This is a genomic window from Paraprevotella sp., assembly GCF_986071375.1.
Window position 1 is genome coordinate 29813 of sequence record NZ_CFQRNQ010000026.1, and the last position, 13391, is coordinate 43203.

Annotated in this window: 11 protein-coding genes; 5 read left to right on the top strand and 6 right to left on the bottom strand. The window is 46.2% G+C overall.

The window, feature by feature from the left end:
• The first annotated feature begins 225 nt into the window (after positions 1–225).
• Genes serB through AC5RDV_RS12125 form a run of 3 tightly spaced genes read left to right on the top strand, consistent with a single transcriptional unit; the run spans position 226 to position 2788 of the window.
• A complete protein-coding gene (serB, locus tag AC5RDV_RS12115; protein WP_040602567.1) occupies positions 226–1461 on the top strand; it encodes a phosphoserine phosphatase SerB in 1236 nt (411 codons plus the stop codon).
• Positions 1461–2309: a hypothetical protein gene (locus AC5RDV_RS12120; protein WP_282747320.1), complete on the top strand. Its 849-nt coding sequence runs from the start codon at positions 1461–1463 to the stop codon at positions 2307–2309. Before serB ends, AC5RDV_RS12120 begins: the two co-directional genes overlap by 1 nt.
• Positions 2306–2788, top strand: coding sequence for an alanyl-tRNA editing protein (locus tag AC5RDV_RS12125; protein ID WP_282747321.1), 483 nt, complete (start codon positions 2306–2308; stop codon positions 2786–2788). Before AC5RDV_RS12120 ends, AC5RDV_RS12125 begins: the two co-directional genes overlap by 4 nt.
• 262 nt (positions 2789–3050) lie before the next feature.
• Here the strand turns inward: AC5RDV_RS12125 and fldA are convergent, their stop codons facing one another.
• The 4 genes from fldA to thiD all read right to left on the bottom strand — a co-directional run bounded on the left by fldA (position 3051) and on the right by thiD (position 7281).
• A complete protein-coding gene (fldA, locus tag AC5RDV_RS12130) occupies positions 3051–3557 on the bottom strand; it encodes a flavodoxin FldA (RefSeq protein ID WP_282747322.1) in 507 nt (168 codons plus the stop codon).
• Positions 3558–3730: 173 nt separating this feature from the next.
• Positions 3731–5422, bottom strand: coding sequence for an alpha-amylase family protein (locus tag AC5RDV_RS12135; protein ID WP_276788082.1), 1692 nt, complete (start codon positions 5420–5422; stop codon positions 3731–3733).
• 77 nt (positions 5423–5499) lie between these two features.
• Positions 5500–6399: an ACP S-malonyltransferase gene (gene fabD / locus AC5RDV_RS12140; protein WP_130892922.1), complete on the bottom strand. Its 900-nt coding sequence runs from the start codon at positions 6397–6399 to the stop codon at positions 5500–5502.
• A gap of 63 nt (positions 6400–6462) precedes the next feature.
• Positions 6463–7281 (bottom strand): bifunctional hydroxymethylpyrimidine kinase/phosphomethylpyrimidine kinase, encoded by an 819-nt coding sequence (thiD, locus tag AC5RDV_RS12145; protein ID WP_282747323.1) that lies wholly within the window; start codon positions 7279–7281, stop codon positions 6463–6465.
• A gap of 145 nt (positions 7282–7426) precedes the next feature.
• Between thiD and AC5RDV_RS12150 the strand changes: the two genes are divergently transcribed.
• The gene (locus AC5RDV_RS12150) at positions 7427–8488 is read left to right on the top strand and encodes a mannose-1-phosphate guanylyltransferase (protein ID WP_008625244.1); all 1062 of its coding nucleotides are present in this window, start codon (positions 7427–7429) and stop codon (positions 8486–8488) included.
• Positions 8489–8531: 43 nt separating this feature from the next.
• Here the strand turns inward: AC5RDV_RS12150 and AC5RDV_RS12155 are convergent, their stop codons facing one another.
• A complete protein-coding gene (locus AC5RDV_RS12155) occupies positions 8532–10007 on the bottom strand; it encodes a tetratricopeptide repeat protein (protein ID WP_282747324.1) in 1476 nt (491 codons plus the stop codon).
• Position 10008: 1 nt separating this feature from the next.
• Positions 10009–11712, bottom strand: a complete 1704-nt coding sequence (locus tag AC5RDV_RS12160) for a glutamine--tRNA ligase/YqeY domain fusion protein (protein WP_008625241.1) — start codon at positions 11710–11712, stop codon at positions 10009–10011.
• A 666-nt stretch (positions 11713–12378) separates the two neighbouring features.
• On the opposite strand from AC5RDV_RS12160, the gene AC5RDV_RS12165 reads away from it, so the two are divergent.
• Positions 12379–12756, top strand: coding sequence for a reverse transcriptase domain-containing protein (locus AC5RDV_RS12165; RefSeq protein ID WP_482595679.1), 378 nt, complete (start codon positions 12379–12381; stop codon positions 12754–12756).
• Positions 12757–13391: the final 635 nt, after the last annotated feature.

A 13391-nucleotide genomic window follows, 5' to 3' on the forward strand; every position in this document is an offset into this window, starting at 1 on the left:
TCGTTTACAAAGTTACACCAAAAATAAAGAACCGCGAGGGGCAGAATTGGATTTTTGAAGCGGTGGGGAGTTTTCCTTTACTTTAATGCCAACTTGTAGCCGGATAAAGTGGCTTATACCTTTTAGATGGGTGAATGGGGCAGAATCTTTCCGGCATTCCGTCCGTATCCTTTGTGTTTTCTCCTTTTTTGTGTAGTTTTGCAGGTATTAAATGGATATAAAGCTATGGAATCTTCGAATACGGAATTGATACTGATAAGAATAACGGGTGAAGACCGTCCCGGACTGACCTCCTCCATCATGGGGATTTTAGCCCGGTATGACGTGACGGTACTCGACATCGGCCAGGCCGACATACACAATACGTTGACTTTGGGCTTGTTGGTTCGTGCGGCAGAGGAATACTCCGGGCATGTGATGCGGGATTTGCTGTTCAAGGCTTCGGAATTGGGCGTGAACATCCGTTTCTATCCGGTGAAGAAAGAAGAATACGCAGATTGGGTGAACATGCAGGGCAAGAACCGTTATATCCTGACTCTGTTGGGACGCAAACTGTCGGCTTTGCAAATACAGGCCGTCACTTCGGTGTTGGCCGAACAGGGGCTGAACATCGATGCCATCAAGCGTCTCACCGGGCGTATTCCATTGGACGAACAGCGGGAAAACATACGGGCTTGCATCGAGTTTTCCGTACGGGGTACACCGAAAGACCGTGCGGCCATGCAATCGGAACTGTTGAAGTTGTCCAGTGAACTGGAGATGGATTTCTCATTCCAGTTGGACAACATGTACCGCCGCATGCGCCGCCTGATTTGTTTTGATATGGATTCCACTTTGATTGAGACGGAAGTCATCGACGAACTGGCCGACCGTGCCGGAGTAGGTGAACAAGTAAGGGCCATTACCGAGCGGGCCATGCGTGGGGAGATAGACTTTAAGGAAAGTTTCACCCAACGGGTGGCTTTGCTGAAAGGGTTGGATGTGTCGGTCATGGAAGATATCGCTCAGCATTTGCCCATTACGGAGGGAGTCGACCGTCTGATGTTTGTATTGAAACAGTATGGTTACAAAATAGCCATTCTCTCGGGTGGGTTCACTTATTTCGGCAATTACCTGAAGAACAAATATGACATAGACTATGTGTATGCCAATGAGTTGGAAATAGAGGACGGTAAACTGACGGGACGTTATGTGGGCGAAATTGTAGACGGTCGCCGTAAAGCCGAATTGTTGAAGCTTATTGCCCAAGTGGAACATGTGCATCTGGCTCAGACGATTGCCGTGGGCGACGGAGCCAACGACTTGCCCATGCTTTCTGAAGCCGGGTTGGGAATTGCATTCCATGCCAAGCCTCGTGTGGTGGCGAATGCGAAGCAGTCCATCAACACAATGGGGCTTGATGGGGTGCTGTACTTCTTAGGATTCAAGGATTCTTATTTGGAAGAACGGGGGAAACTGTAATGCTGATGGAGAAACGTGGTATCATAAAGTTAAAAAGTTTGTTGTTCCTTTGGGGATTTTTGGGTCTCTCGGTTGGAAATTCGGTTGCGCAGGACATGGAGAGGGAGAAAGAGTATCTGCGAAAGGATAGCATGCTGTGGGGAGCGTACGAACAGCGTCATCAGGAGATGGCTGCATTATGGGACAAATATCCCGAGATGCAGGATAGTTTGCAGGCTGCATTTAATTCCTTTTATGATGCTACGTTAAAAAGAAACCGGGAGTTGGCTATGGAATATGCTTCTACGCCCAGTGGTTTGCAGCGTCTGTACATGTGCCGGTTGGATATTCCTAAAAAAGTGCTTGTACATATCTTGGATACGTTGGGCACGGGTATGCGCGAGTCTTTTTATGGAAGGAACATTCAGGAACATATCCGTATGCGGCAGATTGAGGAAAAGGATAGCCTATGGGAGTTTCCTTGCTATCGGGATGACGGGAATGTCTTTGATTGGCGCGGACTGAAGGGGCGACAAGTGTTGCTGCTTTATGGTGGATTGGGGTGCATGGGAGAAGGCGGTCGTAAGGAATTGGAACTTTTACGGAGGCAGACATCTTTGGAAGATTTGCAGATTGTGGTCTATTGGCCATGCAGCTCATTGAAAGACTTGCAAGAGGTTAAAAAAGCATATCCTTTTGATTTTGTTTTTGTGTCAGATTTTAAGTTGGACGACAGCCCCATGAAAATAAAATACGGGGCGCAAGGTACGCCTACTTGTTTCTTGACGGACGAACATCATGTCGTGAAGGTGAAATGTGGTGGACTGCGTATGGACTTATTCAACAAATATATTAAAAGAAACGAATGACAACAGAAAAGGAAGTGGCTTTAAATGCCCATAACAAGTTGGAATACCCTCCGATGCACACTTGTGAGCATATCCTGAACCAAACGATGGTCAGGATGTTCGGTTGCGAACGGTCGGGGAATGCACATATTGAGCGGAAAAAAAGTAAGATTAACTATGATTTGGCGGATGAGCCGACGGAAGAGCAGATTGCAGAGATAGCCCGGAAAGTGAATGAAGTCATTGCGGCTGATTTACCGGTGACATACGCCTACGTATCGCGTGATGCTGTTCCCAACAACGTTCCGTTCGACAAATTACCCGATGCTGCGGAGGATACCTTGCGCTTGGTCAGGGTTGGGGATTATGATGTCTGCGCCTGTATTGGTGCCCATGTGGAACATACGGCACAGATTGGCCGGTTCCATATCAACAGCACGAACTACAAGGACGGACAATTCCGGATTGTGTTCAAACTGTTGGATGCGGTTTGGGAATAGTTCCTGCAAACGGACAGGTATAGAAAAAGGCTCTCTCACGAGAGCCTAATCCCAAATTTAAATCCAAAACGATATAAAGAAATTGTATGAAAAGTGGTTATTATGATACATTTATGTCTGTTTCTCTCGGATAATGCGTCCATGGGTGAATGTTTCGTTTGTGGTTGCAAAATTAAGTGATAATTTAAAGTCTTGCAATAGCTAAAATCTATGATTATCCAGGTCGCAACCTTATAGCCCTTTACTTGTTTTTAAGTATGCTTTAAGCCATTTCCGCTTCAATTTGCTTAGCCCAGTTTGCAATTCGGGCTTCGCTCTTGTCACTCTCGTTCACGTCGTCAAGTGCCAGACCGATGAAATCATCGCCGTCCACGGCTGTAGAAGAAGTAAACGTATAGTCTGCAGTCAGGACTTTCCCAATGAAGGTACAGCCACTATCAGCCAAGGCATCGTGGATATGGGTCATGGCTTCGCAGAATGTGTCGCCGTATGACTCTCCGTCACCGCAAGCGAAAAGGGCTACCTTTTTACCTGTCAAGTCGGCTTTCTTCAGAATCTCTACTCCGCCGTACCAATCATCTTGCAGGTCTCCGCATCCCCATGTGGACGAACCGAGAATCAGCACATCGTTATTCTCCAGATCTTCCTTGGTCATTTCTGTTACGTTGTGCACGTTGTCGTTACTCATGCCCAGTGCTTGTGCGATACTGGAGGCCAAGGTTTCGCAAGTTCCTGTGGTGGAACCATAATAAATAGTCATTTTTTTCATCTCGTTGTTGTAGTTTTGTTTAATCGTTTATTAATGGCATATTGTTTTCTTCTGTCACTGCAAAGGTAGAACGTAAAGCGGGAACCTGCAATCGCCGGATTTGGTGATTTTGCAGGTTCCCGCTTTACTCTATAATAATGACCTTGGACTTCCCGTCGGCTACTTTTTAGCTACTATAGCTTGATTTTTAAGATTTTGCCACTATATGCAGGTATGTCCGTTAGTACGCATTGATTAGCATTGAACGTGATACATTCTTTATCTCCACTTAGAAGTTCAGTTGCTATGACCTCTCCTTTTTCTTGGATTTGGAAAAATTCGAATAAATGGTGGGGAAGGTTGACAGCTGTATGTTTCTCGGAATCCTCGAAGTTGGCAAGGACAATCAGCAGGTCTTTGTCTTTACGCCGGACAAAAGCATAACATTTGTCGGCATTAAACAGGTCCGAGCCGTTATTGGCGTACATCAGGTCATAGAAATCCCCTTCCCTCAAAGCTCTTTCTCTGTTGCATAATCTAAGCACTTGGGTATAGAATGCCTGCAAGGCAAGTTCCTGGGCTGTGAGTTTACCGGTGTCAAATTTACCTTTGTTACGCCACCGCCTGATGGTATCTACATGCCAATAGTCGAAAATCGTGGTACGCCCGTCTTTGCCGCTGAATCCTTCCGCGTCCATACCCCGTTCGCCTAATTCTTGTCCGAAGTAAATCATCATGGGATTTTTCCCCATACATGCGCTGACCAATAGGGCCGGACGGCCTTTTTCTGCATTTCCTGCAAAGAAATCAGAGGCCAATCGTTGCTCATCGTGGTTTTCGAGGAAGTTCAGCATGCGGTCTTTGATGTCGTCTACGTTTTGCCAACATCCTGTAATCTGACGCGCAGAGGCATAGCCGCAAACGACTCCGCGGAGCGTGTCGTATAATCCGACCTTGTCATATAAATAGTCAAATCCTCCTTTATAGATGTAGTTGCGGTATTCGTTCGGGTTATATACCTCGGCAATGAATACAAGAGAAGGGTAGTGGCACTTGACTTGCGGAATGGCCCATGCCCAAAATTCTACAGGAACCATCTCTGCCATATCGCAACGGAAGCCGTCTATGCCTTTTCCGGCCCAAAACAGCAGGATGTCACGCATCTTAAACCACGTGGAAGGTATCGGGTCGAAGTGCCGTTCTCCTCCATTGCAATAATCTATTCCATAGTTCAGCTTTATCGTTTCATACCAGTCGTTGCGTCCCGGAGAGGGGGAAAAATTATCATTGCCTGTAGCTTTGGCCGGACATTCTTCGTATGGGGACGGTGCACTGCCTTGCAGGTCGAAGCCAGGTTGAAACGGGTGTCCGGGAATATAATAAAAGTTGTTTTGAGGAGAAAAGGATAGGGTTTGGTCATCCTCTTCCCCGAGATCTTTCACGCCTTCAGGTCTGTTGGCGGATTGATATTGGCGTGCCACATGATTGGGCACGAAGTCGATGATGACTTTCAAACCGGCATCATGCGTACGGTATATCAGGTTTTGAAACTCCTTCATCCGTTTCTCGGGTTTTATGGCCAAGTCCGGGTCTACGTCATAATAGTCTTTAATGGCGTATGGGGAACCGGCTTTTCCTTTTACAATGGCAGGATGATCGGACGGAATTCCGTATGAGGTATAGTCGGTTTGTGTGGCATGTGCAATGACCCCTGTATACCAAATATGCGTTGCTCCAAGCTTTTGGATTTCCGTTAATGCTTTTTGGGTAAAATCAGCGAAGTGCCCGCATCCGTTCTCTGTCTTGCTGCCGTGGGGGGTGCATGCCGTCTTGTCGTTTCCGAAAAGGCGGGTGAACACCTGATAAATAATCATCTTGTTTTTCATATATCAAATGGATTAGTCGTTAATGAAAATCCCCTTGCCGTTTTTTCCAAGGCAAGGGGATAGCTGTTCAAGTTGGTTTATGCTTGGATACCATGTGCTGTCACGGCATCATTTCCTTTAGCAATCTTTCCGATCATGCCTTGCAGGACTTTGCCTGGACCGCACTCCGTGAAATCCGTGGCACCGGCTGCAATCATGTTCTGCACCTCTTGCGTCCAACGAACAGAAGCTGTGAGTTGGGCAATCAAGTTGGCTTTGATTTCTTCTGCATCCGTATGAGCCTGTGCATCTACGTTTTGGTATACGGCACATTTAGGCGTATTGAACGTAGTTGCCTCTATGGCTGCTTGCAGTTCGTCTTTGGCCGGTTGCATCAAAGGCGAGTGGAACGCACCGCCCACCGGCAACAAAAGTGCACGCTTGGCACCGGCTGCTTTCAGTTTTTCACATGCAGCCTTGACAGCTTCCACATTGCCGCTGATGACCAACTGTCCGGGGCAATTATAATTGGCCGGAACCACTACATTGTTTTCCGTATTGATTTCCGCGCAGACGTTCTCAATCGTGGCATCATCCAAGCCTACAATGGCCGCCATCGTAGAAGGGGCAGCCTCGCATGCCTTTTGCATGGCCATGGCACGGGCGTAAACCAATTTCAGACCATCCTCAAAGTTCAGGGCACCGGCTGCTACCAACGCAGAAAATTCTCCTAATGAATGACCGGCCACCATGTCCGGAGTGAAGTTTTCTCCCATACACAAAGCTGAAATGACAGAATGGAGGAATACGGCGGGTTGCGTCACTTTTGTCTGTTTCAACTCCTCGTCCGTGCCGCTGAACATGATATCCGTAATGCGGAATCCTAAAATATCGTTTGCCTTTTCAAATAGTTCTTTTGCCAACGGATTGTTGTCGTACAGGTCTTTGCCCATACCTACAAATTGTGCTCCCTGTCCGGGAAATACAAATGCTTTCATATAATTTAAATCTTATCTAAATGTATGTTTGTTCATCAATCTGGTTGCAAATTTAATAAAAACTTACTTAATCATCAGCTTTTTGGGATTAAAAAAGTGATTTAACGGGCCGTGTCCTTTTCCGATGGTGACATCTTTTCCGTAAAACAGGGCATCCGTGAGGTATTTTTTCCCTAAACCGACAGCTTCCGGTAAGGAGACGCCTTGGCCGATGTAAGCCGCAATAGCAGAAGAAAGCGTGCATCCGGTTCCGTGGGTATTAGCGGAGTTTATTTTGGCGGAGTGGTAGCGGTGAATGTCTTCCGGAGTATTGCCGCAGACCAGAATATCCGTCATATCGCCCCCGTCCAAATGTCCTCCTTTAATTAATACGGACCGACAACCGTAAGTAAGGATATGCCGTCCGGCGTTTGCCATATCTTCTATGTCCCGGATAGGGATACCGGACAGTATTTCGGCTTCCGGCAGGTTGGGGGTCATTAAAGTGCAATGGGGGATTAAACGGTCACACATGGCATGCAACGCTTCGGGGGCTACCAAAGAGTAGCCGCTACTTGAGACTAAGACTGGATCGAAGACGACCGGGAAGCAGTTGGCTGATAAGAAATCCGCAATGACCGCTATGATGCTTTCGTCCGTCACCATTCCTATTTTCAAGGCATCTATTTGCATATCCTCGGTTATGGCCTGTATTTGTTCCTTGACAATTTGAGCCGGAACAGGATATATGTTTTTCACTCCGCATGTATTTTGTACGGTAACGGCTGTGACGATGCTGGCAGCATAGCATCCCAAAGCGGAAATCGTCTTGATGTCTGCCTGAATGCCGGCTCCTCCGCTACAATCGGAACCGGCGATGCTTAAAATGGTGGTATATTTCATTTGTATGTGCAAAAGTACGCGAATGTTTGGCTGCGTGCAAATAAAACAAAGAAAAAGAAGATGAAAATATCGTGTATATTTATGCATGGATTTAGAAAAATAGTTGTAATTTTGTGACTTAACTTATTCTCGTGAATATAGAACCATGGAAAGAAGTAATAATCATTTGGTAATTATGGCTGGTGGCATAGGTAGCCGCTTTTGGCCGATGAGTACTCCGGAGTGCCCGAAACAGTTTATCGATGTATTGGGATGCGGACGTACGTTGTTGCAATTGACTGCTGATCGTTTTAAAAGGATTTGTTTTCCGGAAAACATTTGGGTGGTGACGTCCGAAGCTTATGCGGATATTGTACGTGAACAGTTACCGGAAATTCCGGAATCTAACATATTGAAGGAACCTTGCCGAAGGAATACGGCGCCTTGCATTGCTTACGTGAGTTGGCGTATCAAAAAGTTGAATCCGAAAGCCAATGTGGTGGTCACACCGAGCGATCATATCGTCATGGATGTGGCTGAATTTGAACGTGTGATAACTTCCGGTTTGGTCTTTACCTCGGAGACGGACTCTATTTTGACTTTGGGAATGAAGCCGAACCGTCCGGAAACCGGATACGGATATATTCAGGCTGACTTGGGCTTTGCATCGGCACGTAACAAGGAGATTTATCGGGTGGATTCTTTTAAGGAAAAGCCTGATTTTGCCACGGCAAGCCGATATATCCAAAAGAATAATTATTTCTGGAATGCCGGAATATTCGTGTGGAACGTCAGCACGATTGTCAATGCTTTCCGTGTGTATCAGCCCGCTATCGCGCAGGTTTTCGAGCAGCTTATGCCCATATATGGCAGCGAGCAGGAACAGGAAGCCATCAACCGTGATTTCCCGAAATGTGAGAATATATCGGTGGATTATGCCATCATGGAGAAAGTGGAAGAGATATTCGTGCTTCCGGCCAACTTCGGATGGAGTGATTTAGGCACGTGGGGCTCTTTGCATGAGCATACGCCGCAAGATGCTTATGGTAATGCCTGTATCGGAAAGAACATTTCGGTGTATGACACGCATAACTGTATGATTCATACCACTCAGGAGAAAAAAGTCGTAATACAAGGTCTGGATGGTTTCATTGTGGCAGAAAAGAACGATACTTTGCTCATCTGCAAATTATCGGAAGAGCAACGCATCAAGCAGTTCAGCGAATGAGAGGAAATATACCCATGTGGAGAGACGGTGCAAAAGCTTCTTTTCACATGGGTTTTACAGGGGCAGATGAATCCGGGTTGAAGTGTGTAAATACGTCGCTGTGAGTTAAGACGTACTGATAGAAATCCTTGGCTTCCACTTCTTCCGGGATGAATCGTCCCACGGTGTATTCCAATGCTTCGGGGGCTTTTTCACAAGCAATTTTCAGAAAAGCAATGAATTCCTGATAACGGTTTTGCATCAGCGCGCAATAGGCCAAATAAGCGTATGCTTTTTGGCTTTCCTCGTCTTGTGAAGCATCGCGATTCAGCATATACAAGAAATGTTCCCTTGCCTTTTCGTACAGTTTGTTTTCCACTAAAGACAAGCCGACGAGGAAATGAGCCTCCGAGGGGTCTTCGTGGCTTTGGATAAACGTGTTGTAGCATTCGAGGGCTTCGTTTTCTCTCGCATTTTGCATCAGGATATGCCCTTTGTATAAGTCTGTGTCGTAATCCGGATTTATTTCTTTTATCTTGTCGATATATTCAAAGGCTTTGTCTGTATCATACAGCTTGCTGTACACATCCGAAAGGTTGGCATATATATGTTGCTGCTCCGGAGAGTAACTTTGGGATAATTCTTCTGCTTTAAGTAATTGGCTTAAAGCTTCGTCGTAGCGTTCAAGTGCGGAGAGGCACACCCCGTCGAAAAGATAGGGAATTTCATTGGACGGATGTTCCTTGAAATATCGGAGATAAAGTTGGTGGGCTTCATCGAGATTCTGTTGTTGAAGCAGGCTGTTGGCCTTCAGCAAAAGAGCTTGGGCGTCGTGCTCGTCTATGGCCAATGCAAAATCAGCCGTTTCCATGGTCTTGGAAAAGTCTTCGCATACGAAATAGGCTTCGCCCAATGAGTGCCATGCATTGAGGTTGTATGGGTTGATGTCCAACAAACTGTTTAATATCTCGATGGCTTCTTTCGGACGGTTGGAAGAGATGAGGTGGTCTGCCTTGAACTTCAAAAACTTCTCGTTGTCCGGTTCCATATCGAGTGCCCGTTGTCCCCATTGAGCTGCTTGTTCCAAATAGCCGTAATCCAAAAACAGTGTGGCCGTGTCGTATGCAAACAAAGCGGCATCTTCTTCTTCTGTTTCGGCTTTTTCGGACAGGTATGTGGTGGCTTCCTGTTCTTTTCCTTCGCGTAACAGCAATTCTGCGTTAAGGAATATGACTTCGCGGTCATTGGGATCCGTAATACAGTCGCGTATGGTTTTGGCACCTTCGATGTCACCGTTGAACATCTTTTGCCGGGCCAGAAAAATCAAAGGGTCGATGCTACCGGGGTGGATGTTCAGGGCGTATTGGATACACGCCATAGCTTTGTCCGTGTCGTTCTGCACGAGATAATACTCGGCGATGTCAGTCAGTTCGTCTGCTTCCAGATAAACCGACTGACCGCCTTGTAACATCTGCTCGTAAAGAGCCAGATTCTTTTTGAATTCTTCTTCTTGAAAATACGAGAGGTCTTCTGTCGACATGTTATTTGTTTTTCTTACTCCATGTGTCTTTCAGGCCTACGGTACGATTGAATACCAAATGTTCGGCAGTACTGTCCTTGTCCATCATGAAGTAACCGATGCGTTGGAACTGCAGATATTCAAGCGGCTTTTTGGTCGCTGCATATTTTTCCACATAACATTGGGGCAGGACTTTCAGTGACTCTGGGTTCAACAACTCACGGAAGTCGCGTTCTTCGGCTCCTGGGTTCTCTATGCTGAAAAGTCGGTCGTATAAGCGCACTTCGGCCGGTTGGCAATGTCCGCAACTCACCCAATGGAGCGTGCCTTTCACTTTCCTGTCCGAACCGGGCATGCCGCTTTTTGACATGGGGTCGTATTCACAGTAGACCTCCGTCACGTTTCCGTTTTCGTCTTTCTTGCATCCCGTACACTTTACGATGTAAGCGCTTTTCAGACGGACTTCATTGCCGGGAGTCAGGCGGAAGTATTTCTTGGGAGCATCTTCCATGAAGTCTTCGCGTTCTATCCACAGTTCTCGGCTAAACTCGATGATATGGCTTCCGTCAGCTTCATTTTCTGGATTATTTACGGTTTCAAGTTCTTCCACTTGCCCTTCCGGATAGTTGGTAATCACGAGCTTTACGGGATTAAGTACGGCCGAGACACGGGTTGCCCTCGCATTCAGGTCCTCACGTAGGGCTGCTTCCAACATGGCAAAGTCGTTCAGGGCATCGAACTTGGTGTAGCCGATCATATCGATAAATTTGCGGATGGCTTCAGGAGAGTAGCCACGGCGGCGGAACCCACAGAGGGTCGGCATTCGTGGGTCGTCCCATCCGTTTACCAGACCTTCTTTTACTAACGCAAGCAATTTGCGTTTGCTCATGACGGTATAGGTCAGGTTCAGACGGTTGAATTCTATCTGACGGGGACGGTGGTCTGCCAAGTCGTTTCCTTCTTTCAATTCGTCGATGAAGTGGTCATAGAGCGGACGGTGGGGGACAAACTCCAACGTACAGATGGAGTGGGTCACTCCTTCGAAATAATCGCTTTGCCCGTGCGCGAAGTCATACATCGGGTAGGCTTTCCACTTGCTGCCCGTGCGATGGTGCTCTTTGTTGATGATACGGTAAATGATGGGATCGCGGAAGTGCATGTTCGGGTTGGCCATGTCCAACTTGGCACGCAGCACCATGGAACCTTCTTCAGCCTCGCCGCTGTTCATCTTGTTAAACAGCTCTAGATTTTCTTCTATGGGACGGTCACGATAGGGACTCGGCGTACCGGGTTGCGTCGGTGTCCCCTTTTGTTCGGCAATCTGTTCGCTGCTTTGTTCGTCGATGTAGGCTTTGCCTTCTTTAATCAATCTGACGGCAAAGTCCCACAGTTGTTGGAAATAGTCTGAAGCATGATAGATTTTTCCCCATTTGAATCCCAACCACTGTATGTCTTCCTTGATGGCCTCTACGTATTCCGTGTCTTCCTTGATAGGGTTTGTGTCATCCAATCTTAGGTTACACACACCGCCGTATTTTTCCGCGATGCCGAAGTCCATACAAATCGCTTTTGCATGTCCGATATGTAGATACCCGTTAGGTTCCGGTGGAAAGCGGGTTTGCAGTCGTCCGTTGTTCTTGCCTGCCTTCAGGTCTTCCACCACTATTTCTTCTACGAAATTAAGTCCTTTCTTTTCTGATGATTCAGCATGAGTTGTTTCAGTCATAACCAATCTGTTTTGCGTAATTATCAATAATGCTTGCAAAGATACTATTAAAAAATGGAAATCACTTTCGTATTTCCTATAATAATAAGGTATAAGAAGAGTTTTTTAAAGAGAATAAAGTAAATGCTCTTTTTTATGCTAAGAAACATCCTTTTTTATTTGTGTAGTTGGCTAGAAAACCCGATATTTGCAAAAGTTATTCTGAAAACAATCTTTTTACCTTAAAAAAAACTAATACCTATATGAGATTATGGAAAGAGGATGTGTCGCGATGACACGTCCTCTTATTGGTATACTTAGCATGGGCGTACGCTATAGGGCGAAGTCCCGAATGAGTCCTGATAGTGGGAATCAGTGCTCCAACCTCTTTATGACCCCCAATTTTCACCAACCAACTATGGTTTTCGTTCTCATCGTAGTGCTCATGATGCGCTATTAAAGTGTGGCGAATATGTCTCTGCTAGTTATGTGTTCACGGTCGATATGGATTTGGAGAAATTCTTTGATACAGTCTGTCATAGTAAATTGATAGAAATTTTGTCGCGTACTATCAAAGACGGTCGTGCTATATCTCTTATTCATAAATATCTGAACTCCGGTGTATTTATAGGATGCAAGAAAGAGTAGAGTTCAGTCGGGGACCCTCAGGGTGGTTCATTGAGTCCCTTGTTAAGCAATATAATTCTTAATGAGTTAGGCAAGGAACCCGAAAAACGCGGGCATTTGTTCGTTCGGTATGCTGATGACTTGGTCATCTTTTGTGAAAGCCGTCGTTCCGCGCAGCGTACATTGGATAATCTGCTTCCCTTTATTGAAACGAAGCTTTTTTTAAAGGTGAATAAGGAGAAGCCCCATGTAGCTTATATACGTGACATCAAATTCCTTTCCTATATCTTTGGTCGTAGTAATGGCAAATGCCAATTCTACATTCATGGCGATAGTATCAAGAAGATGAAAAGTAAGATACGTGGGCTCACTAGCCGTAATAACGGTTGGGGCTACGAATATCGTAAACAACGTTTGATTTGGTATCCACTATTTTAAGTTGGCAAGTCATCTCACTGTACATAAGGTTTTGTCGGATGAACGTTTGCTCCGAGCCGGTTATCCTACTTTTAAGATGTACTGCCATCTGGGTTTAAAGGTTAATTAAGGAACCACCGTATTTCGGACGGCACGTCGGTGGTGTGAGAGGTCGTAGTGGGAATTAATCCCGTTCCTCCTACCCGATGTATATGTCGGTGCTTTTTGTATGGCGAGTAGAGGGCAGTTTGAGCTTTCGTATTCTGTTTTTAATGAATGTTGCGGGGCATTTTGTGTTTTTCGCTTTATGTTGTGTTGTTTCTCTCGTTGGGACCGGTGGCCTTTTATCCTATCCCATTTGTCAGAATGAAGTGCCTCCAAAAATTGGACGAGTTAAACATTATTTTCAGCATATTTGTTGCCTTTCGGGATGTGCCCCGTTTTTCTTCCGGATAATTCCTGGCTGCGGTTCCGAGTGTGTTGGCCCTTTCCCTGCGTGCTTGTCTTTTGCCTTTTCCGTCGGTCTCCATTTTGTGCGCCGGTTGTGAAACCGCTTTCAGCCGGGTGTGCTTTTCTGTTCGGTTGGGAGAGGCTGCGTGGTATACGGGATATAAACGTGCTGTTCGCGTTCCCTCCCGGGTTTATGGCTTTTCGTC

What these genes read in the sequence shown, in the direction of transcription:
- serB (WP_040602567.1), top strand. Translation starts at nt 226, where the DNA reads ATGGAATCTTCGAATACGGAATTGATACTGATAAGAATAACGGGTGAA.
- AC5RDV_RS12120 (WP_282747320.1), top strand. Translation starts at nt 1,461, where the DNA reads ATGCTGATGGAGAAACGTGGTATCATAAAGTTAAAAAGTTTGTTGTTC.
- AC5RDV_RS12125 (WP_282747321.1), top strand. Translation starts at nt 2,306, where the DNA reads ATGACAACAGAAAAGGAAGTGGCTTTAAATGCCCATAACAAGTTGGAA.
- fldA (WP_282747322.1), bottom strand. Translation starts at nt 3,557, where the DNA reads ATGAAAAAAATGACTATTTATTATGGTTCCACCACAGGAACTTGCGAA.
- AC5RDV_RS12135 (WP_276788082.1), bottom strand. Translation starts at nt 5,422, where the DNA reads ATGAAAAACAAGATGATTATTTATCAGGTGTTCACCCGCCTTTTCGGA.
- fabD (WP_130892922.1), bottom strand. Translation starts at nt 6,399, where the DNA reads ATGAAAGCATTTGTATTTCCCGGACAGGGAGCACAATTTGTAGGTATG.
- thiD (WP_282747323.1), bottom strand. Translation starts at nt 7,281, where the DNA reads ATGAAATATACCACCATTTTAAGCATCGCCGGTTCCGATTGTAGCGGA.
- AC5RDV_RS12150 (WP_008625244.1), top strand. Translation starts at nt 7,427, where the DNA reads ATGGAAAGAAGTAATAATCATTTGGTAATTATGGCTGGTGGCATAGGT.
- AC5RDV_RS12155 (WP_282747324.1), bottom strand. Translation starts at nt 10,007, where the DNA reads ATGTCGACAGAAGACCTCTCGTATTTTCAAGAAGAAGAATTCAAAAAG.
- AC5RDV_RS12160 (WP_008625241.1), bottom strand. Translation starts at nt 11,712, where the DNA reads ATGACTGAAACAACTCATGCTGAATCATCAGAAAAGAAAGGACTTAAT.